The following is a 19,769-nucleotide window of genomic DNA, read 5'->3' as shown; positions in this document are numbered from 1 at the left end:
GCGGATCGGTCGCGAGCGGGTGACCCGGTTCGGCGGTCAGTCGTCGAGCGCCTGGTAGATCGTGGTCCAGAAGTCGAGGAACGCGTGCGTCGCGTCCGGGGTGCTCGCCCCGACCTGGGTGCACAGGACGCCGACGAGCCCGTTCTCCGGGTCGGCGTAGGTCGAGGTGCCGCTGCCGCCGTCCCAGCCGAACTGGCCGATCGGCGCGTAGTCGCCGCGGTAGGTGCGCACCGCCATCCCGAAGCCCCAGCCGCCGTGCTGACCCTGGCCGAACGAGACGTGGACGTTGTCGCGGGCCAGCGTGGTGCGGGCGGCCGTCTGCTCGGGTGTGAGCTGGTTGGTGGTCATCAGTTCGACAGCGGCCCGGGACAGGATCCGCTCGCCCTCGTGCACGCCGCCGTTGAGCAGCATCCGGAAGTACGCGTGGTAGTCGTCGACAGTGGACACCAGTCCACCGCCACCGCCCTCGAACGCCGGGGAGGTGCTCCACCGTCCGCCGACGGCCTCGTCCCAGACGATGAACTCGCCGGTCTCCGGGTTCGGGATGTACGCCGGCGGCAGCCGGTCGATCTCGTCGGCGGGCACGTGGAAGGCGGTGTCCTTCATGCCGAGCGGGTCGAGGATCCGCTCGCGCAGGAACGTGCCGAACGACTGGCCGGTGACCCGAGCGACCAGCACGCCGAGCAGGTCGTTGCTGATGTGGTACTGCCAGCGTGCGCCGGGCTGGTGCATCAGCGGGAGCGTGCCGAGGCGGCGCATCCACTCGTCCGGCTCCGGCATCGGCTCCGGCAGGTTCGGCGTGAGGCCCTGCTCGAAGACCGCGTTCATGATCGGGGTGCCGATCACCGTCATGTCCATGCCGAGTCCGAACGTCGAGGTCAGTACGTCCCGCACGGTGATCGGCCGCCGCGCCGGCACCGTGTCGTCCAGCGGGCCGTCGAGCCGGGTCAGCACCCGGCGGTCCGCCAGCTCCGGCAGCCACGGCAGCACCGGATCGTCCAGCCGCAGGCGGCACTCGTCGAGCAGCACCATCGCCGCGGCAATCGTGAGCGGCTTCGACGTCGAGGCCATCCGGAAGATCGTGTCCCGGCGCATCGGCGCGCCACCCTCATGACGCATCGTCCCGAGCGTCTCGACGTGCGTCTCGTCACCGCGGCTGACCAGCGCTACCAGCCCCGGGATCCGCCCGGACGCGACATGCCGCTCGAGCACGTCACGCACCCTCTGCAGTCCCGCCTTGGAGAAGCCACTGTTACCCAGTCCCATCACGAATCTCCTCGTGTCCAGCGTTCTGTCCGCGCGACCGCCTCGTACCGGCGCAACGCTCTTGATCTCGGGCTGACGGCCACGGCCCGGTGCTTGGCCTGGTCAGGATCGCTGGCTTCGCGGACCGCGATCAACGGCGGAGATCGAAACGATCCATAATTCGACGGTTATCAGGCCTGCGTCCTTGACCTGAAGCCGGCTTGAGGTCGCAGCATGGGTTCATGACGGTCGGGGACGAGGCGCGGCAGGCGCTGGAACGGCAGCGAACCGTGGAGATCACCACGATCGGGCGGCGGAGCGCGCGGCCGCGGCGGATCGAGACGTGGCGTTATCTGGCCGCCGGCCGCTACTGGCTGACCGGCAGCCCCGGCTCGCGCGACTGGTACGCCAACGTGCTCGCGCACCCCGAGTTCACCCTGCACCTGAATGAGCTGGACCTCCAGGTGCGGGGGCGGCCGGTGACCGACCCGGACGAACGGGCGCGCGTGTTCGGCGAGATCGTCCCGGCCCTGGACTGGGCCGGGAGCCTGGAGAGCTGGATCGCCGGCAGCCCGCTGGTGGAGATCGAGCTCGGCTGACCCGGGCCTACCGTGGTACCGCACGGAACCACGCCTCCCGGTCACCCGGGTCGGGCCCGCGCCGGGGCAGCGCCGGCGGATCCTCACCGGTGATCGGCGCGTAGTGGTCGAAGCGGGTGATCAGAACCGCCTCGCCACCGGTCAGGTCGGGCAGGGCGGCGACGACCCGCGGCACCCGCGACGACGGCAGGTCACCGCTCACCTCGAGGTACCCGCCCGTCACCGCCGTGTCGTGGACGACCGCTCCGAGCCGGCCCAGCAGCGCCATCACCGCGTCCACCGTGTGGTGCGGAAGGTTGACGTCGAACCGCTCGATCGGCTGGCACACCCGGGTACCGGCCGCGCGCAGCGCCGCGGCCGACACGACCTGGGCGAGATTGCGGAAGTCCGCCGCCACCGTCGAGATCGACTTGTCGAACTTCTGGTGCGGCTTGCTCTGCCGCGGCCAGTACTGCGAGAACGTCATGGTGACCGTGCCGTCGGTGACCGGCCAGCCGTGCCGGCCCTGCCGGAACGCGGCCCGCACACCCTCCTCCGTGGCCGTGACGAACGCCGGTGGAAGCCGGCCCGGCTCGATCCCCGGACGGAACTCGACCCCGTGCCCGGCGGGAGCGGCTTCGATGCGCAACCCCAGCCCCGCCAGGTACGGGTTGCCGCGCTCCTTGACCCGGTCCTCGGCCGTTCCGGTGCCGGCGATCCGCTCGATGCAGGCTGTCAGGGTGCCCGAGAACCGGACCCGGACGCCGTACCGGTCCTCCAGGAGGGCGGCCACCACCTCCTTCTGCACCTCGCCGTGCAGGCGGATCACCGCCTGCGCCTGCTGCTCGTCGAGCCGCAGGTCCACCAGGGGATCCTCGTCCGCCAGCTCGGCCAGCCCGGCGAACATCGCCAGCCGCTGCGCCGGGTCGACGGGCTCGACGAGCGCCTGCCGGGTCGGCGGCGGGAACCGGTAGGCGTGCCGCCGGGGCGGATCGCCGACGTGCTGGCCGATGCGGGCCGACAGGCCGCGTACCGCCGCGATCTGGCCGGCGGACGCCGATGTGCGTGACAGCACGCCGGCGGGCTCGCTGACGGCGATCTGGGTCACCGTCTGCGGCCGGGCTCCGGACAGTCGCACCCGATCGCGTACCTGAAGGCGCCCCGACCACAGGCGCAGCCAGGTCCGCCGGCCGCCGGTGTCCCGGTCGACCGCGAAGACCGTGCCCGCCAGCGGGCCGTCCCGCTCGTCACAGCGCGGCAGGAGCTGGGCCAGGAGGTGGCGGAGCTGCGGCACGCCGGCTCCGGTGATCGCCGAGCCGCACGCCACCGGGTTGAGCTCGGCGCGGCGTACCGCGCGCCGGATCGCGAGCCGTACGTCACGGACGCGGGCCCGCTCACCCGTCAGCCACCGGGCGGCCACCGCGTCGTCGACCTCCGCCACCGCCTCCACGACGGCTTCGGTGCCGAGGTCGACGGCCCGCACCCGGGCGTCCCGCCCGCCCTGGCCGGTGACCGTGGTGAGGGTGACCGGACGCGCCCCGAGCCGCTCACGGATCTGAGCCGATACCCGCTCGACGTCGGCGCCGCGGCGGTCCACCTTGTTGAGGAAGAACACCGTCGGGACGCCGATGCGGCGCAGCGCCCGCCAGATGGCGACGGTCTGCGGCTGAACGCCTTCCACACCGGACACCACGAGCACGGCGGCGTCGAGCACACCCAGGGAGCGCTCGACCTCCGCGATGAAGTCGGGGTGACCGGGCGTGTCCAGCAGGTTGACGGTCAGGTCACCGAGGGTGATCGAGGTGACGGCCGCCCGGATGGTGATACCGCGCCGGCGCTCCAGCTCCATCGAGTCGGTCCGGGTCGTGCCGGCGTCCACGCTGCCGGGCTGGGACACGGCTCCCGCCTCGTACAGCAGGCGCTCCGTCAGGCTGGTCTTCCCGGCGTCAACATGGGCGACGATTCCGAGGTTCGTCAAGGGCAAGGCAGAACTCCACGGTAGGACGGAAAAGGGTCCGGAGCGTGGAAGTAGCGCGCATCGTGACTCCTCGTCGTGGTCGTTGCGACCGTGTGGCCTGCCCGCCGCCGTTCGGCGACGCGCCCCTCAGGCTTTCGCACCGTCCCGGCCACCGCCACCGAATTTGCAATTCCACCGCGAAATCGCGGTGCGATGCCGATCTTGGCGGGGCATACTGCTCGCCATGAAACTTGCCGAGGCTCTCGCGCTGCGCGCGGATGCGTCGCGTCGTGCCGAACAGCTCCGTTCCCGGGTCACCAGCAGCTCGCGTTACCAGGAGGGCGAGTCGCCGGCCGAGGACGCCGCCGCCCTGCTGGCCGAGGCGGGTCAGGCGCTCGACGAGCTCGAGTCACTGATCCGGCGGATCAACCGCACCAACGCCGCCACCCTGGTCGAGGGCGGCACCCTCACCGACGCGCTCGCCCGGCGGGACGTCCTGCGTCTACGGCATGGCCTGGTCACCTCGGCGGCCGACGCCGCGGCCGGTGACGGCAATCGCGGGTTTCGGCAGCTGCGGTCCGAGCTGCGGATGATCCCGGCGCTGCCGGTGGCCGACCTGCGGCGCCAGGCGGGCGAGCTCGCCCGGCAGCTCCGCGAGGTCGACACGCTGATTCAGCGGACGAACTGGGAGGCCGACCTGCTCGACTGAGAGCGCGGAGCAGGTAGCCGACATGGAGGCGTGCACAGACCCGAGAGCCGGCGGGTAAATCGGCTCCTCCCTTGGCGCGCCGCGGGCAGGCGTTGGGGTTCGATTCCCCTTTTGACACTGCATGCCCAGCACGGAGCACAAGTGATGGTGTACGGAGCACGGCACACTACCGAGTGCAGATCCATGACGGTGAGGGTGGGAATGGGGAACTCCGCGCCTCATATCGGTTCGACAGCCGGCTGGGCCGCCGGCCGCGGATAGGCTGCCGGGGTGCAGATCGATCTTGTTGCCCTGATCGTCGACGAGTACGACCCGGCCATCGCGTTCTTCACCGGCGTACTCGGATTCGACCTCGTCGAGGACTCGCCGTCGCTGACCAACGATGGGCGGCCCAAGCGCTGGGTGGTCGTCCGCCCGCCCGGCGCGCAGACGGCTCTGCTGCTCGCCCGCGCGGACGGCGAACGCCAGGCCGCGGTCGTCGGTGACCAGGCGGCCGGCCGGGTCGGCTTCTTCCTTCGGGTCGACGACTTCGACGCGGCGTACCGAAGGATGACGGAGGCCGGCGTCGAGTTCGTCCGCGAGCCCCGCACCGAACCGTACGGTCGCGTCGCGGTCTTCCTCGACATCGCCGGCAACCGGTGGGACCTGCTCGGAACCGCCTGAGGCTGTTTCGTCGTGGATACCTCAGCTATCAAGATCGTCCGGGATGGCGGCGTCGAGAGCCAACGCGCCGCCGCAAGCATCTGGGCCCGTGCGACGGCCGAGCGGGACAACCTGCTCGCGCCGGCTCCCGTCGAGGAGAAACTGCCCGGCATCCAGCATCGACTCTCGACCGCAGGCAGTTCTCTGCACGTCGCCCACCTGCGGGGTGAGGCCGTCGGATTCGTGCTCGTCGTGACCGGTGAAGCCGTGCTCGAACTCGTCTACCTCGCCGTCGCCCCCGAGGCCTGGGGAGCCGGGGTCGGCCGCCGCCTGCTCACACACGTGGACGATCTGGCACGCCTGGCCGGCGTCGGTAGCCTGGAACTCTGGGTCATCGATGACAACGAGCGGGCCGTTCAGGTGTACGAACGATCCGGCTGGATGCCCACCGAAGACCTCAAGATCTCAGCGGGGCGGCTCGAGCGCCGACTCGTCAAGTCCCTGACGGTGCTCACGCTCGGCGAGATGCTTCAGATTCAGCAGCTGCCGTCGAGCCATGACGAGGTCGCCGACGGATAACGCGAGGCCGATCCAGGGGTTGACCCGCATGGTCACTTTCAGCAGCAGGCGGGTGTCGTCCCGGTCGTGCAGCACGAGCACATAGGACATGAAGGCGCCCATGATGGTCGCCGTCAGCTGTCTTCCCGGGTCGATCGAGAGAATTCTGCCCTGCTTCCGGCCGGCCGCGGTGGTGAAAGGCTCTCCGACCTGCGGCTCGGGAAGGCCGGCCAGCCGCTGCGGCGACCGGCGGCCGAGATTGTCGATCCAGTCATAGGAGTACGGCGCGAGCCGGATCTGTGCGACCCACGGCCACACGGCCGTCGGAGGCGCCGCGACCCGCACGCCTCGCCAGAGCTGCAGAGCGGGCGCGACGACGAACTCGTCGCACGGATAGGAGCGTTTTGTCTCGCTGTCGGTTACTCCCCATCGGTCACCAAACATGCCTTCATCATCCCGCGCCGACCCGCACCGGAGGATGAGATCCCCGTCGCGCTTTCCCTGTCTCCGATCGAGGTGCGGAGCGACGGCCCGGACACCGAGGTCCGGGCCGTTTTTCCGGCAGACCGACCTACTTCTGTACGGTCTTCTTCGCCAGCTGGATCTGTTCGTAGACCCGGGTCCGCAGCTCGATGAACTTAGGATCCGCCCGGGTGTGCAGCTGGTCCCGCTCGGCCGGCAGGTCCACCACCAGCTCGTCCTGCACCACCGTCGGCGACGACGACAGCATCACGACGCGCCGGCCCAGGTAGACCGCCTCGTCGATGTCGTGCGTCACGAACAGCACGGTCACCTTAAGCCGCTGCCACAGCGCCCGGACCAGGTCCTCCAGGTCGGCCCGGGTCTGCGCGTCGACGGCCGCGAACGGCTCGTCCATCAGCAGCGTCTCCGGTTCGTAGGCGACCGCCCGGGCGATCGCCACCCGCTGCTGCATGCCGCCGGAGAGCTGCCACGGGTACGCGTCGGCGGTACCGGTGAGCCCGACCGCGTCGAGCGATGACTCGACCAGCTCCTTGCGGCGGGCCCGGGCCACCTTCTTCTGCTTGAGCGGCAGCTCCACGTTGGCCCGCACGCTCATCCACGGGAACAGGCTGCGGCCGTACTCCTGGAAGACGACCGCCATGCCCGGCGGCGGACCGGTGACCGGGCTACCGCCCAGCCTGACCTCCCCGGAGGTCGGCGTGAGCAGGCCGGAGACGCAGCGCAGCAGCGTGGTCTTGCCGCAGCCGGACGGGCCGACGAGGCAGACCAGGTCGCCGTTGTCGACGGTGAACGTGAGGTCGCGAAGCGCTTCGACTTCACGGCTTCCGGAGCTGTAGACCTTCCGCAGGCCCTTCACTTCGAGCATCGTGACTCTCCTAACCGGCCCGGCGCCGCGCCGCGCGCAGCCCCTCGTACCACCGCAGCGCCCGCCGCTCGGCGAGCCGGAACAACAGCGAGAGCGTGAAACCGAGGAGGCCGAGCAGGATGATCCCGCTCCACATCTCCGGGATCGCGAAGCTGCGCTGGAACTGCACGATGGTGAAGCCCAGACCGTTGCTGGACGCGAACATCTCGCTGATCACCATCAGGATGATCGCGATGGAGAGCGCCTGGCGCAGGCCGGCCGCGATCTGCGGGGAGGCCGACGGCAGGATCACCCGGGTGAGCCGGGCCGGGCCGGTCACGCCGTAGGCGCGGGCGGTGTCCAGCACCACGCTGTCGGTCGCCCGCACCCCCTCCACCGTGTTGAGCAGGATCGGCCAGACGCAGCCGAACACGATCACGATCACCTTCATGCCGTCGCCGATCCCGGCGAACAGCATGATCACCGGTACCAGTACCGGCGGCGGGATGGCCCGGAAGAACTCCAGGACCGGCTCCAGCACCGCGCGCAGCCGCCGGTTCAGGCCGACCGCCATGCCCAGGCCGATACCGATCACCACGGCCAGCAGGTAGCCGGCGAGGAGCCGGAGCAGGCTGGGCGCCACGTCGGCGCGCAGCCGCTCCGGCTGCCAGGTGTCGGCGAAGGCCGTGAGGATCGTGCGCAGCGGCGGCGAGTAGAAGCTCTCGCTGCCGTCGCTGAGCCAGAACCAGCCCGCGAACAGAACGACCGGAAGAGCAAGAGCGAAAAGAACCTTCCGCAGTACGGTCATAGCGGCACCTCCGCTTCGCTCCGGCGTCGGCATGACTTGAGTACCGGGCCCATTGACTCGCTCGCGAGCTCGCTCATGTCGCCACCTCGCCCCGGACGGACTGGTGCCAGGCGAGCAGGCGGCGCTCGCCGGTACGAGTCAGCAGGTTGATCACCACACCCAGGGCGCCGGTCACCACGATCAGCGCGTACATGGTCGCCACCGCGTCCGAGTTCTGCGCGGTCGCGATCTCCTTGCCCAGCCCGGGCGCGCCGATCACCAGCTCCGCGGTGATCGCCAGGACCAGGGCGACCGAGGCGGCCAGGCGCACGCCGGTGAAGACGTACGGCAGCGCGGTCGGCCAGAGGACGTGCCGCACCCGGCCCCAGCTGGAGAACCGGAAGCTGCGCGCGGTCTCCTCGGCGACCGGGTCGACGTCCGCCACCCCGTACAGGACCTGGATCAGGACCTGCCAGAACGCGGCGTAGCAGATCAGCAGCAGGGTCGAGCCCAGCTCGGTGCCGTAGAGGAGGACGGCGAGCGGGATCAGCGCCACCGACGGGATCGGTCGCAGGAACTCCACGGTCGACGCGGTGAGCTCGCGCAGCACCGGCACCGAGCCGATCACCAGGCCGGCCAGCACCCCGGCGAGCACCGCGAGGACCAGCCCGAGCGCCCAGGCGTACAGCGTGTCGCCGAGTGACCGCCAGAACGCGGCGGTGCTCACCTCGTCGGCGAGCGCGGCCACGATCCGGCTGGTGGGCGGCAGGAACCGCTCGTTCACCAGGCCGAGCCGCGGCAGCAGTTCGACAATGAGAAGCAACCCGGCCAGCCCGGCGAGGCCGAGCAGGACCGGGTTGCCACGACGTGCTGAGGTCACGGCAGGAGCTTGCTCAGGTCCGGGGCGCTGGCGAAGATGCCGTCCTGGGTGCCCAGGTCCGCGATCGTCTGGACGGACGCCTTGTTGATCTCGATGGGCCACTTGGGCAGGACCACCGCGGCGCGCGTCTTGTCGTCGATCTTGGTGTAGGTGGTCAGGATCTGCCGCACCTCGTCCGGGTGGGCGTCCGCGTAGGTCAGCGACTCGTTGATCGCCTCGGTGAAGCGCTTCACCAGGTCGGGCTTGTCGGCAAGCAGCTTCTGCGAGGTGAAGTACGTCGCTACGGTCAGGTTCGGGGCCGCGTCCACGAACGTCGAGGCCACCTCGCGGCCACCGGCCGCCTTGATCGAGGAGAGCTGCGGCTCGACGACCCAGGCGGCGTCGATCTGCCCGCCCTCGAGCGCGGCCTGCATGTTCGGGAACGGCATCTCGACGAAGTTGACGGTCTTGTCGTCGCCGCCGGCCTTGCGCACCGAGTTACGGGTAACGGTGTCACCGATGTTCTTCAGGGTGTTCACCGAGACCTTCTTGCCGGACAGGTCCTTGGCCGTCTTGATCGGGCTGTTGCCCTTGACGACCACGGCGCCGAAGTCCTTGCCCTGCGCACCGGTGGAGGCGACACCGGCCGCGACCGCCTTGATCGGCACGCTCTTGGTCTGGGCGATCATCAGCGAGGTCACGTTGGAGAAGCCGAACTGGAACTGGTTGCTGACCACACCGGGCACGATGGCCGCGCCGCCCTGGCCGGACTCTAGCTTGAGCTCGATGTTGCGGGACTTGAAGAAGCCCTTCGACTGGCCCAGGTAGATCGGGGCGACGTCGATGATCGGGATGACCCCGACCGTCACGTTGTCCACGGACCCGGTCGAATCGCCACCACTTGAGTCCTTATCGGAACCGCAGGCCGTGACCGTGCTGGCCACCAGCGCCAGTGCCAGGCCTGCGATCAAACGCCGACGCATATCTATTCCTCCGTAGAATCTGTGCGCAGAACGAACGGAAGTTCTCAGAGAGAACGCTATGATGTGGCTCGTGTCACGTCAACGATCGGGGTCGATCATCCGATGACGCGGGAACCGTACTACGTGCAGTCGCTGGAGCGAGGGCTCGCGGTGATCCGTGCATTTGACGCCGAACACCGCGAACTGACCCTCAGCGAGGTGGCCCGCCTATGTGGACTGACCCGCGCCGCCGCCCGCCGGTTCCTGCTCACCTTGACCGATCTCGGCTATGTCCGCAGCGACGGCCGGCTCTTCTCGCTGACCCCCCGGGTCCTCGAGCTGGGCTACGCGTTCCTCGGCGGCCTGACCCTGCCCGAGGCGGCCGAACCGCACATGGAACACCTGGTCGCCGAGGTGCGCGAGTCTTGCTCGCTCTCCGTCCTGGACGGTGACGACATCGTCTACGTGAGCCGGGTGCCGACCAGTCGGATCATGCGCGTGGCGATCAACGTGGGCACCCGCTTCCCGGCGTACGCGACCTCGATGGGCCGGGTGCTGCTCGCCGCGCTGCCCGGCCCGGAGCTGGAGGCCTACCTCGCCCGGGCGAAGCTGGAGCCGCTCACCGACCGCACCGTCTGCTCACCCGGCGAGCTCCGCGCCGAGCTGGACCGGGTCCGCGAGAGCGGCCACTCGATCGTCGACCAGGAGCTGGAGGAGGGCCTGCGCGCCATCGCCGCGCCGATCCGGGACCGCTCCGGCGCCACGACCGGAGCGCTGAACGTCTCCGTCCACGCGGCCCGTGCCACCGTCGACACGATTCGGGAACGCCTGCTCCCGCCCCTGCTGGCCGCCACCACGGCGATCGAGAACGACCTGCGGATCGCGGCCCCGGGACGCACGCGCGCTTGACGATCCAGAGACGATCATGAAAGGCGAAACGGCGCTCTCGCGTACGTCCTCGGCCTGAAGATATTCACAGGTGTGGTTTTCGCCACTCTCGTCTGGACGGTGGATCCCGGTTTGAAGTTTGCGCCGTGGATAGTTGCGAATGGGATCGAAAGGGTTCGATGATGGGCGCCTGAGGGGAGGCGTTGACATGTCTCTACTATCCGCGCTCGATCACAAACACACCGTGGCGCCGGAAGGTTACAGCCGGTGGTTGATCCCGCCCGCCGCGCTCGCTGTGCACCTCTGTATCGGCCAGGCCTACGCGACCAGCGTCTACAAGAACTCGTTCATCGCGCACTTCGACACCGGTCAGACCGCGATCGGCGTCATCTTCAGCATCGCGATCGTGATGCTAGGGCTCTCCGCCGCGGTCTGCGGCACCTGGGTGGAGCGGAACGGCCCGCGCAAGGCGATGTTCGTCTCCGCCTGCTTCTGGGCCGCCGGCTTCCTGGTCAGCGCGCTCGGCATCGGCACCGGCCAGCTCTGGCTGGTCTATCTGGGGTACGGCGTGCTCGGCGGCATCGGCCTCGGCATCGGTTACATCTCGCCGGTCTCCACCCTGATCAAATGGTTCCCGGACCGTCCCGGCCTGGCCACCGGCCTGGCGATCATGGGCTTCGGTGGCGGCGCGCTGATCGCCAGCCCGGCGTCCCGGCAGTTGCTGTCCTACTACGACTCCGGCTACGACCCGAGCGTGTCCGGTTCGGTCGCCGACGGTCACGCGCTGGTCCTGCTCTTCGTCACTCTGGGTGTCGGCTACTTCTTGATCATGATGTTCGGCGTCGCCAACATCCGGGTGCCCGCGCCCGGCTGGCGCCCCGCCGGCTGGGACCCGTCCGAGGTCACCGCCAAGCCGCTGGTGACCACGGCCAGCGTGTCCGCCGCGAACGCGATCAGGACCCGCTCGTTCTGGTTGCTCTGGATCGTGCTGTTCTGCAACGTGACGGCCGGCATCGGCATCCTCGAGCAGGCCAGCCCGATGATCCAGGACTTCTTCCGTACGAATGGGACGTCCGCCGTGGCGGTCGCCGCCGCCGGTGGCTTCGTCGGCGTCCTGTCCCTGTTCAACATGGCCGGCCGCTTCGCCTGGTCCTCGACGTCGGACCTGATCGGCCGCAAACCCGCCTACATGATGTACCTGGGCGTCGGCATGGTGCTGTACCTGCTGCTGGCCACCGTCGGCGACTCCGCGATCCCACTGTTCGTCGTGCTGGCCGGGGTGATCCTGTCCTTCTACGGCGGCGGGTTCGCCACGGTTCCGGCCTATCTGCGGGACCTGTTCGGCACCTACCAGGTCGGCGCGATCCACGGCCGCCTGCTGACCGCCTGGTCGGCCGCCGGTATCGCCGGTCCGCTGATCATCAACGGCTTCCTCGACGCCCAGGGCAAGCCCGGCACGCTGACCGCTTCCGCCTATCAGCCGGCCCTGCTGACCATGGTCGGCGTCCTGGCCATCGGCTTCCTGGCCAACCTGCTGATCCGCCCGGTCCCGCCGGCACACCACGAGCCGGCCGCCGATCGGTCCCCACTCGAGAAGGAGGCCGCCGCATGAACGTACGCCTTGCTCTCTCCTGGCTTTTGGTCGCCGTCCTCCTGGGCTACGGCATCGTCCAGACCCTGATAACCGCCGCCAAACTACTGAGCTGAGCAGGCATCACGATGCGCTCAGCCGTGGTCCGCGTCGCTGCCCACGGCCTCGGTCGCCTCGTGGCCGGTGAACGGGCAGTCGCGTAGGGCGCTCCAGCCAAGCATCCCGGTGGTTCGCTGGAGTCTGCCGCCGACGCTGATGCCGCCGGTGATGTCGCATTCATATATGCCCTGGTCGTGGCGGCTGCCACGCATCTTGAGGACGTTGATGGTCCGGCCGATCTCGGCGCAGTGCTCGATGTAGCGGATGTGAACCACGTTGTGGAACAGAAACATCAGTCCGACCACCGGGTCTTTCATCGGTCCGAACGTCGTCGTCTCGCTGGTGACCCAGAGGGACGCGCCGGCGGCGCGGACCACGGCGACGAGGCTACGCAGATAGGCCGGGAACCGTTCGGACTCCCGAGCGGCGTAGGCCATCTCGGCCAGGCTGTCGATCACGACCCGCGAGGTCGTACGGTCGGCGAGGCGATGGCGCATCACGGACGCCAGGACATCTAGGTCGAGGCTGCCCATGGGGACGTGGGAGATCATCAACTGGTCCCTGTCCCGGGCGGCGGCGAAGTCGGTTCCGAACGCGCTCGCCACTTCGACCAACTGATTCGCGGTGTCCTGGAAGCTGATGTAGAGGCAACGCTCGCCTCGGGTGAGACCTTCCGCGATGAAGTTGAGACAGCCGATGGTCTTACCCGCGCCGGAGGGCCCAAGCACGAGGGTGGCGTCCCCACGTGGTATCCCGCCGCCCATCAGCGCATCGAGGCCGCGAAGCCCGGAGGGGATCCGCTCGTTCAGGGGTGTCGTCTCCTCGGGCAGGAACGATTCGACCCGGGGGTATACCTGGACGCCGTCGGTGGTGATGTACACCGTGTGAGTGCCGCTGAGGTGGGTGGCGGCCCGCATCTTGACCACCCGTAGGCCGCGCCGGTCGATCGGCTCGCGAGCCAGGTGCGACAGTTGGATGATGCCGTCGGCCAGGGAGAACTCCACTCCGGACTGCATCTCCTCGGCGGTGTACTCACCCAGCAGCAGCAGTACCGCCCCGGTGTGCGCGACACGGCTGCTCAGGTCGTAGAACGCCCTCCGCAGGGTGGGGCCGCTGACGAAGTCCCGGAGCATCTTGCTGCTGTCGATCACAACCAGCACCGGCTCGTCATCGAAGGCCCTGCGGACCACCTCGTCGATCAGCAAGTTGAGGTCTTTCGCACTGGAGTCGCGCAGCAGGTCGCCCAGATGCACATATTCGATCTTCGGCCCCAGGGCCGCCGGGTCGAAGAACGTGAATCCGCGCAGGTGTTCGACCATCTTGGAGTGTGGCTCCGACAGGGTCGTGTAGTAGATGGCCTTGTGCTCGGCGGTGGCGTTGGTGAAGCAGATCTGCTGGGCCAGGATCGTCTTTCCCGCCCCGGGGGGCCCGGCCAGGACGACCACCGAACCCACCTGCAGTCCGCCGCCGAGGATCAGGTCCAGGTCCGCCAGGCCGGTCGACAGCCGCTTCACTTCGCACCCCGTCCTTCCTGGAGCAGGCGTTCAGCCATCGCGAGCACCTCGGTAAATCGGTAGGGCTTGGCCAGCGCCGCGTCGGCCTCGACCGCCAACTGCCAGTCCCCGCTGACCGCCAGGATCGGAATCGCCGCGGTCACCGGGTCGATGCGCAGCCGGCGGATGAGTTCAACGCCGCCCATCACCGGCATCATGATGTCGGTCACGACCAGATCCGGCGACGATCGGTGGACCTGGGCCAGCGCGGCGGCACCGTCACCGGCCTCGGTGACCTCATGACCGGCGCGCGTGAAGATCCGGTGCAGCACGAACCGCAGATCCGGCTCATCATCGACCACCAGAATCCGGCCCATCGAACCAACCCGTTCATCAGGGCCATCGCGCGGCCTCCGATCGCTGATATTTTATCCCGCCAAAAGCCACTTAAACGGATGAACTGCTGCGAAGCTTAAACTTGCCGTGATCGCACCGACGCGGGGTTTGGCGATGAGCGAAGCGGGCCTGGCGCCGGTCGGCAGGGTCTCGACGAGGCGCCGGGCTTCGACGGCGCTGTGATTGACTGGCACGTATGGTCTTGAGCCCGCCCACGCCCGCTCGGGTGATCCGGTGACCGCCGGGCCGACGGCGGCGACCCGGCCGCGCAACCGCAAGCAGCTCATCGTCGAGGCGGCCGGCCAGGTGTTCAGCGGGCGTGGCTACCACGCGGCCTCCATGGAGGAGATCGCCGCCGGCGTGGGCATCAGCGCGGCGGCGCTGTACCGGCACTTCCCGAACAAGTACGCGCTCTTCGCCGAGTGTGCGAATGTCATGGTGGACCGGCTCGTCGGGGTGCTCGACGAGGCGCCGCCCGAGGCGGATCTGGCGGAGATGCTCGCCGCCCTCACCCGGGTCACGATCGCCCACCGCGCGTCGGGCGGTCTGTACCGATGGGAGGCCCGCTACCTGGAGAGCACCGACCGCCGGCTGCTCCGGGCGAAGTTCGCGCAGGTCGTGGAGCGGGTGGCCGAGGCGGTGCGCCGTGAGCACCCGCTGCCGGAGGGGCGTCTGCGGGCGGTGGCGGCCCTCGGTGCGATCGGGTCCGTCACGATGCACCACACCTCGATCGCGCCGCGCCGGCTCGAGGAGCTGCTGCTGGGCTCCGCGCTGCGGGTGGCCGCCACCGATCCGGCGGCCGCCGCGGGGAGTGCGGACCTGGTCGAGCTGCCCGCCCAGCCGGTCCCGCGCACCCGGCGCGCGGAGATCCTGGCGGCGGCCGTTCCGCTCTTCGCGCGGGACGGGTTCGCCACCGTCACCAACGGGCAGATCGCCCAGGCGGTGGGGCTCGCCCCGTCGGCGATCTACCGGCACTATCCCGGCAAGGTCGACATCCTGGTGGCGGCGTGCCTGCAGGCGGCGGGGCTGCTGGCCCAGGCGGTGGAGCGGAGCCTGGAGCGAGCGACCGATCCGCGTCAGGCAGTGGTCGCGCTGACCGCGGCGTACGTCGCCTACAGCTTCGAGCACAACGCGCTCACCAGCGTCGCGGAGGCCGAGCTCGCCGGGCTGCCGGCACATCTGCAGCGGCCGCTGATCGTCGCGCAGCGCGAGCACATCGCGGTCTGGGAGCAGCAGTTGCGGGCAGCCCGTCCGGAGCTCGACCCGCGAGCGGCCCGGCTGCTGGTGCACGCGGGGTTCGGGGTGGTGGTCGAGGCCGGGCGCGCGCTGCGCTGGCAGGACGTTCCCGGCCATCGGGAGGCCGTGACGGCGCTGGTGAGCGGCGCCTTGATGAGCTGAGAAGGATCAGGGCCGGTTGCCGGTCGGGATGGTGATCGGGGTGTAGCTCGTCGAGGTGCCGTTGTTGAGGAACAGCATCGCCAGGCCCCGGACGAACTGGTCGAACATGGAGAACCCGGTCGGCATGATCGGCGAGAGCCCCTCGCGGAACGCGACGTACGCCGGCCAGCCGACCTCGATCAGACCGCGGGACACGAGGTCCCGGGGGAGCCGGAGCCAGTCGCCGATCTTGTCGCTGAGCACGTAGCGCGCGAACTCGCGCTGGAATCCCTGGGTGACACCCAGATCGACCTGCGAGACCAGCCCGAGCAGGACGTCGGCGAGGTCGATGCCCTCGGGGGTCGGGGCGAGCAACGGCGTCAGCGCGTAGGCCGACTGCTGTTTCGCGGCGGCCCAGCTCGCCGGGATGAAGTCGTCCCGCACGCCGAGCAGGTGCAGCGCTACCTGCCACTGGTGCAGGTAGGCGTCCTCCTCCGCGGCCGACATCCGGATGCCCCAGGACTTGAGCTTCCCGTACACGTACGTGCCGAGGCTGTGGAAGGTGATCAGGATGTCGCCGTTGCTGATCGGGATGAAGTCCTGGTCGTCGGTGACCGCCCGCCACGCCGGTGACCGCGGCAGCAGGTGTCGCACGGCGGCGTGGGTCAAGCGGGTCTTGTTCGAGGTGACCACGAAGTGGCCGGTGGGCTGGAAGGCGTCGAGCGCGCTCAGGTCGTAGCCGTAGGTGAAGGTCTTGGCCGCGCGGGACTGCATGTCGGCGCCGCCCGCGGAGTAGTAGACGTTGCGGGCCTCGCGCGGGATCACCGTGCTCATGATTCCGCTGCCCAGGCCGTAGAGCAGGAACAGGTACATGCTCATGCGCTTGTTGAACTGGGCGGCCCGGGCCAGCTTGGTCCGGTCGGCCCAGGACGGCAGGGTGTTGACCTGCTGGAGGTAGCTGACGAGGTTCGCGGGCAGGCCGGCGGGCAGCGGGTCGCCGTTGTTCACCCACGACTCGAACGCGGTGTTGACGGCCGGGATCTGCCCGTTCTCCAGGAGCGAGGCGACGAGCGGGTCGGTGGCGTCGTCCCAGACGCTCCAGGGGTCGGTGACCGTGTCGGTCGCGGCGATCGAGTCGGCGGACGACCACGCCCACGCCTTGCCCGGGTCAGCCACGCCCACCAGGCCCAGTGCGGCACCGAGGGTCAGGACGCGCCTTCTGCTGAGATTTTGCATTCGCTTACCTCTTCCCGAGCGGCAAGACATCACTGATACAGGCTGGTTTCCAGGTTCTTCAGTATGTGATTTTTCATTAACATAGCGAGGTCCGAAGCCATCGGCAAGGTTGGATGTCCAGGTTTTCCGTGCCCGATCCGCCCGCGGGGCATCGAGGATGGTCGAGATTTTGCGACGTATCTCACGGCGTGTGCGTGCAACATCAGCGAAACCGCAGGTCAACAGGCCGGAAACCGGAGTGATCGCGCGGTCACCCAAGATTATGATCAACGTTTGACCGCCCGGGCCCCGTCTAGGTGGCGTGCCCCAGGAATCCACCGAGAAGCGAACCGTCAGCTGGCGCCGGTTGGTGGCCACCTCCGCCGCCGTGCTGACGTTCTGGTCCTGCGCCGGGATCGGCGCGGCCGAGGCGTACGTCGAATCCGTGCCGGTGCCCGGCGCGATGCCGCAACCGCAGGCGTCGGTGCTGTACTACCGGGACGGCCGGACCATCCTGGCCCGGGTCGGCGCCACCGACCACAATGACGTGCCGCTCTCCGCGATCTCGCCGGCGCTGCGCCGGGCCGTGCTGCTCGCCGAGGACCGCGACTACTACGACCATGCCGGGGTGTCGCTGCGCGGCGTGGCCCGGGCGATGGTGGCCGACGCGCGCGGCGGGCGCCAGGGTGCCTCCACGATCACCCAGCAGTACGCCCGCAACGCCTTCCTCAGCCAGCGGGTCACCGTCGACCGCAAGGTGCGGGAACTCGCCCTCGCGGTCAACCTGGAGCGTCAGTACAGCAAGGACGACATCCTCGAGCGGTACCTCAACACGATCTATTACGGTCGTGGCGCGTACGGGATCGCCGCCGCGGCGAACGCCTACTTCGGCATCACGCCGGACCGGCTGGACTTCGCCCAGAGTGCCGTGCTCGCCGCCGTGATCAAGGATCCGTGGGGCTTCGACCCGGGCCACGACGCCACTGCCGCCCGGCAGCGCTGGGACTGGGTCGTGGCGGCCGGCCGCGCCAACGGCTGGGTGGACCCGGCCCTGCGGTACCCGCCTGTGCGACCGGCCGGCTCGGCGATCGGCGGACCGCTCGGCCTCGTCGTCGACCAGGTCGAGCGGGAGCTGTCCGGACACGGCATCACCTCCCAGGAGCTGCACACCCAGGGCCTGAAGGTGGTCACCACCCTCGATTCGGCGGCGCAGCAGGCCGCGATGAACACCGTGGCGGCACAGCTGCACGGCCAGCCGGCCGCCCTGCGGGCGGCCCTGGTCTCGGTCGACCCGGCGACCGGCGGCGTGCGCGCCTACTACGGGGGCGACCACGGCAGCGGCTACTTCGACGACGCGACGGCCGCCCACCCGGCCGCCTCGACGTTCAAGCCGATCGTGCTCGCCGCCGCGCTGCGCGACGGCATCGCCTACCGGTCCCGCTGGGACGGCAGTTCCCCGCGGCTGTTCCCGGACCGCGGTGTGCCGCTGCGCAACCCCGACGACCTGCAGTGCGCCGACTGTACGTTGCAGCACGCCATGGTCGACTCGCTGAACACCCCGTTCTACGCGGTGACCGCGCAGCTCGGCCCGGAGCGGGTGCGGGAGATGGCCGTACGCCTGGGCGTCCCGGAGAAGTACGACGGGCACAAGTCCCTCGTCGACCTCAAGGGCGAGCCGACACCGGGCCACACCCGTGGCGACATCGCGATGGGCCGTTACCCGGTCGTCCCGGGCGACCTGGCCACCGTGTACGCGACCTTGGCCGGTAACGGCGTACGCCACCAGCGCCACTTCGTCCAGTCGGTGGCCGGGGCGGACGGATCCGGATATTCCGAACCGGACAGTGGCACGGTCGCGCTGACCCCACAGATCGCCGCCGACGTCTCCACGGTGCTGCGCGCCGTGGTGAACGAGAACGGCTTCACCCCGGGCCGCCCGGCGGCCGCCAAGACGGGCAGCCAGCAGTGGCGCGACACCGCCGACAACCAGGACGCCTGGATGGCCGGCTACACGCCCGAACTGGCCACCGTCGTCTGGCTGGGCAAGGCGACCCCCGGGCCGCTGCGCGACGCGGCCGGCAAACCCGTCGAGGGTGAGACGATCCCGGCCCGGATCTGGCGCGACTTCACCCGGTCGGCGCTGCTGGGACGGCCCGTCACGCCGCTGCCCGCACCGGCCCACGTCGGACGCGCCGACGCGGGCGACGCCGGAAAGACCGGCCACGACACCGAGAGCCCGGACACGGTCGCCGACCGGCACGCCGCCCCGACCGGTTACGAACCCGTGGTGCACACCGAGCACACCGGCAAGCGGCTCGCGCTGACCTTCGACGACGGTCCGTCCGAATACACCCCCGCGGTCCTGGACCTGCTCGCCAAGTACCACATCAAGGCCACCTTCTGCGTGGTCGGCGAGAACGCCGGCTGGTACCCGCAGATCATGCGGCGCATCGTCGCCGAGGGTCACCTGCTGTGCAACCACTCGATGCACCACGACGACCTCGGCATCGTGCCGGAGGCGACCAGTCGTGCGGACATCGAGGCGGCCGACGCGGCCATCGCCGAGGCCGTGCCCGGTGCGACGGTCACCTACTACCGCGCGCCGTACGGCGACTTCGGCCCCTCGGCGAGGGCGGGCGCGAAAGCCGGGCACACCCCGCTGGGCTGGGTCGTCGACCCGGACGACTGGCTGCTGCCCGGCGCCGACACCATCGTGTCGCGGATCCGGCAGCAGTTGACGCCGCGGGCGGTCGTCCTCGTCCACGACGGCGGCGGCGACCGGACGCAGACCATCGAAGCCCTGCGCAAGCTCATCCCGGGGCTGCTCGCCGACGGGTGGACCTTCGACCAGCCCGAGACGACGGTGATCGCCGAGCCGCTGCCCGGCCCGGAGCCCGAAACCACCGCCCCGACGACCGCGCCGTCATCGGCGCCGTCGTCCTCCCCGTCACCGTCGCTCTCCGCGTCACCGTCGGCCTCGGCGTCGCCGTCCAGCCCGGTGAGTTCCGCGAGCGGTGCCGCGTCGGCGGAGAACGGCACCCCGTGACATCCGTGCCAGGCCGGGCCCGGGGCAGCCCGAGGCTGTT

19 protein-coding genes are annotated in these 19,769 nt (G+C 69.8%); 9 read left to right on the top strand and 10 right to left on the bottom strand.

Annotated elements, in window-relative coordinates:
• Positions 1–36 precede the first annotated feature (36 nt).
• Positions 37–1,266 (bottom strand): serine hydrolase domain-containing protein, encoded by a 1,230-nt coding sequence (locus tag CHC09_RS32065; RefSeq protein ID WP_089297000.1) that lies wholly within the window; start codon positions 1,264–1,266, stop codon positions 37–39.
• 221 nt (positions 1,267–1,487) lie between these two features.
• Between CHC09_RS32065 and CHC09_RS32060 the strand changes: the two genes are divergently transcribed.
• Positions 1,488–1,844 carry a nitroreductase/quinone reductase family protein gene (locus CHC09_RS32060; RefSeq protein ID WP_089296999.1) on the top strand — a complete coding sequence of 119 codons (357 nt, stop codon included), beginning with the start codon at positions 1,488–1,490 and terminating at the stop codon, positions 1,842–1,844.
• Positions 1,845–1,851: 7 nt separating this feature from the next.
• Here CHC09_RS32060 and CHC09_RS32055 read toward each other — a convergent pair whose 3' ends face one another.
• Positions 1,852–3,807, bottom strand: coding sequence for an elongation factor G (locus CHC09_RS32055; protein ID WP_089296998.1), 1,956 nt, complete (start codon positions 3,805–3,807; stop codon positions 1,852–1,854).
• 217 nt (positions 3,808–4,024) lie between these two features.
• On the opposite strand from CHC09_RS32055, the gene CHC09_RS32050 reads away from it, so the two are divergent.
• The 3 genes from CHC09_RS32050 to CHC09_RS32040 all read left to right on the top strand — a co-directional run bounded on the left by CHC09_RS32050 (position 4,025) and on the right by CHC09_RS32040 (position 5,710).
• Complete coding sequence (locus tag CHC09_RS32050) at positions 4,025–4,489, top strand: DIP1984 family protein (protein WP_089296997.1); 465 nt, start codon at positions 4,025–4,027, stop codon at positions 4,487–4,489.
• A gap of 270 nt (positions 4,490–4,759) precedes the next feature.
• Positions 4,760–5,152 (top strand): VOC family protein, encoded by a 393-nt coding sequence (locus tag CHC09_RS32045; protein WP_089296996.1) that lies wholly within the window; start codon positions 4,760–4,762, stop codon positions 5,150–5,152.
• 12 nt (positions 5,153–5,164) lie between these two features.
• Positions 5,165–5,710, top strand: coding sequence for a GNAT family N-acetyltransferase (locus tag CHC09_RS32040; RefSeq protein ID WP_089296995.1), 546 nt, complete (start codon positions 5,165–5,167; stop codon positions 5,708–5,710).
• Here the strand turns inward: CHC09_RS32040 and CHC09_RS32035 are convergent.
• The 5 genes from CHC09_RS32035 to CHC09_RS32015 form a co-directional block, all read right to left on the bottom strand.
• On the bottom strand, positions 5,597–6,133 hold the full coding sequence (locus tag CHC09_RS32035; protein ID WP_089296994.1) for a polyketide cyclase: 537 nt from the start codon (positions 6,131–6,133) through the stop codon (positions 5,597–5,599). The two genes, CHC09_RS32040 and CHC09_RS32035, sit on opposite strands and share 114 nt — an antisense overlap.
• A gap of 127 nt (positions 6,134–6,260) precedes the next feature.
• Positions 6,261–7,037, bottom strand: a complete 777-nt coding sequence (locus tag CHC09_RS32030; RefSeq protein ID WP_089296993.1) for an ABC transporter ATP-binding protein — start codon at positions 7,035–7,037, stop codon at positions 6,261–6,263.
• A gap of 10 nt (positions 7,038–7,047) precedes the next feature.
• A complete protein-coding gene (locus tag CHC09_RS32025; protein WP_089296992.1) occupies positions 7,048–7,824 on the bottom strand; it encodes an ABC transporter permease in 777 nt (258 codons plus the stop codon).
• Positions 7,825–7,897: 73 nt separating this feature from the next.
• Positions 7,898–8,683, bottom strand: coding sequence for an ABC transporter permease (locus CHC09_RS32020; protein ID WP_089296991.1), 786 nt, complete (start codon positions 8,681–8,683; stop codon positions 7,898–7,900).
• On the bottom strand, positions 8,680–9,540 hold the full coding sequence (locus tag CHC09_RS32015) for an ABC transporter substrate-binding protein (protein ID WP_239138669.1): 861 nt from the start codon (positions 9,538–9,540) through the stop codon (positions 8,680–8,682). Before CHC09_RS32015 ends, CHC09_RS32020 begins: the two co-directional genes overlap by 4 nt.
• A gap of 207 nt (positions 9,541–9,747) precedes the next feature.
• On the opposite strand from CHC09_RS32015, the gene CHC09_RS32010 reads away from it, so the two are divergent.
• From CHC09_RS32010 to CHC09_RS48880, 3 genes are all read left to right on the top strand, one after another.
• Positions 9,748–10,533: an IclR family transcriptional regulator domain-containing protein gene (locus CHC09_RS32010; RefSeq protein ID WP_089296989.1), complete on the top strand. Its 786-nt coding sequence runs from the start codon at positions 9,748–9,750 to the stop codon at positions 10,531–10,533.
• 187 nt (positions 10,534–10,720) lie between these two features.
• Positions 10,721–12,124, top strand: a complete 1,404-nt coding sequence (locus CHC09_RS32005; protein ID WP_089296988.1) for an OFA family MFS transporter — start codon at positions 10,721–10,723, stop codon at positions 12,122–12,124.
• Positions 12,121–12,219 (top strand): MFS transporter small subunit, encoded by a 99-nt coding sequence (locus tag CHC09_RS48880; protein WP_425320680.1) that lies wholly within the window; start codon positions 12,121–12,123, stop codon positions 12,217–12,219. Before CHC09_RS32005 ends, CHC09_RS48880 begins: the two co-directional genes overlap by 4 nt.
• An 18-nt stretch (positions 12,220–12,237) precedes the next feature.
• Here the strand turns inward: CHC09_RS48880 and CHC09_RS32000 are convergent, their stop codons facing one another.
• Both CHC09_RS32000 and CHC09_RS31995 read right to left on the bottom strand, forming a co-directional pair.
• The gene (locus CHC09_RS32000) at positions 12,238–13,716 is read right to left on the bottom strand and encodes a DUF7125 family protein (protein ID WP_089296987.1); all 1,479 of its coding nucleotides are present in this window, start codon (positions 13,714–13,716) and stop codon (positions 12,238–12,240) included.
• Positions 13,713–14,072, bottom strand: a complete 360-nt coding sequence (locus CHC09_RS31995) for a response regulator (RefSeq protein ID WP_089296986.1) — start codon at positions 14,070–14,072, stop codon at positions 13,713–13,715. The genes CHC09_RS32000 and CHC09_RS31995 overlap by 4 nt, the downstream gene beginning before the upstream one ends.
• 253 nt (positions 14,073–14,325) lie before the next feature.
• On the opposite strand from CHC09_RS31995, the gene CHC09_RS31990 reads away from it, so the two are divergent.
• Positions 14,326–15,489 (top strand): TetR/AcrR family transcriptional regulator, encoded by a 1,164-nt coding sequence (locus tag CHC09_RS31990; protein WP_179277367.1) that lies wholly within the window; start codon positions 14,326–14,328, stop codon positions 15,487–15,489.
• A 6-nt stretch (positions 15,490–15,495) separates the two neighbouring features.
• Here CHC09_RS31990 and CHC09_RS31985 read toward each other — a convergent pair whose 3' ends face one another.
• Positions 15,496–16,704 (bottom strand): oxygenase MpaB family protein, encoded by a 1,209-nt coding sequence (locus tag CHC09_RS31985; protein ID WP_089296984.1) that lies wholly within the window; start codon positions 16,702–16,704, stop codon positions 15,496–15,498.
• A gap of 301 nt (positions 16,705–17,005) precedes the next feature.
• Between CHC09_RS31985 and CHC09_RS31980 the strand changes: the two genes are divergently transcribed.
• On the top strand, positions 17,006–19,729 hold the full coding sequence (locus CHC09_RS31980) for a transglycosylase domain-containing protein (protein ID WP_089296983.1): 2,724 nt from the start codon (positions 17,006–17,008) through the stop codon (positions 19,727–19,729).
• The last annotated feature ends 40 nt before the right edge of the window (positions 19,730–19,769 follow it).

It is taken from the genome of Actinoplanes regularis (genome assembly GCF_900188005.1).
Lineage (GTDB): Bacteria > Actinomycetota > Actinomycetes > Mycobacteriales > Micromonosporaceae > Actinoplanes > Actinoplanes regularis.
The sequence above is the reverse complement of the archived record's forward strand: the minus strand, read 5'-3'. Positions and strand labels throughout refer to the sequence as shown.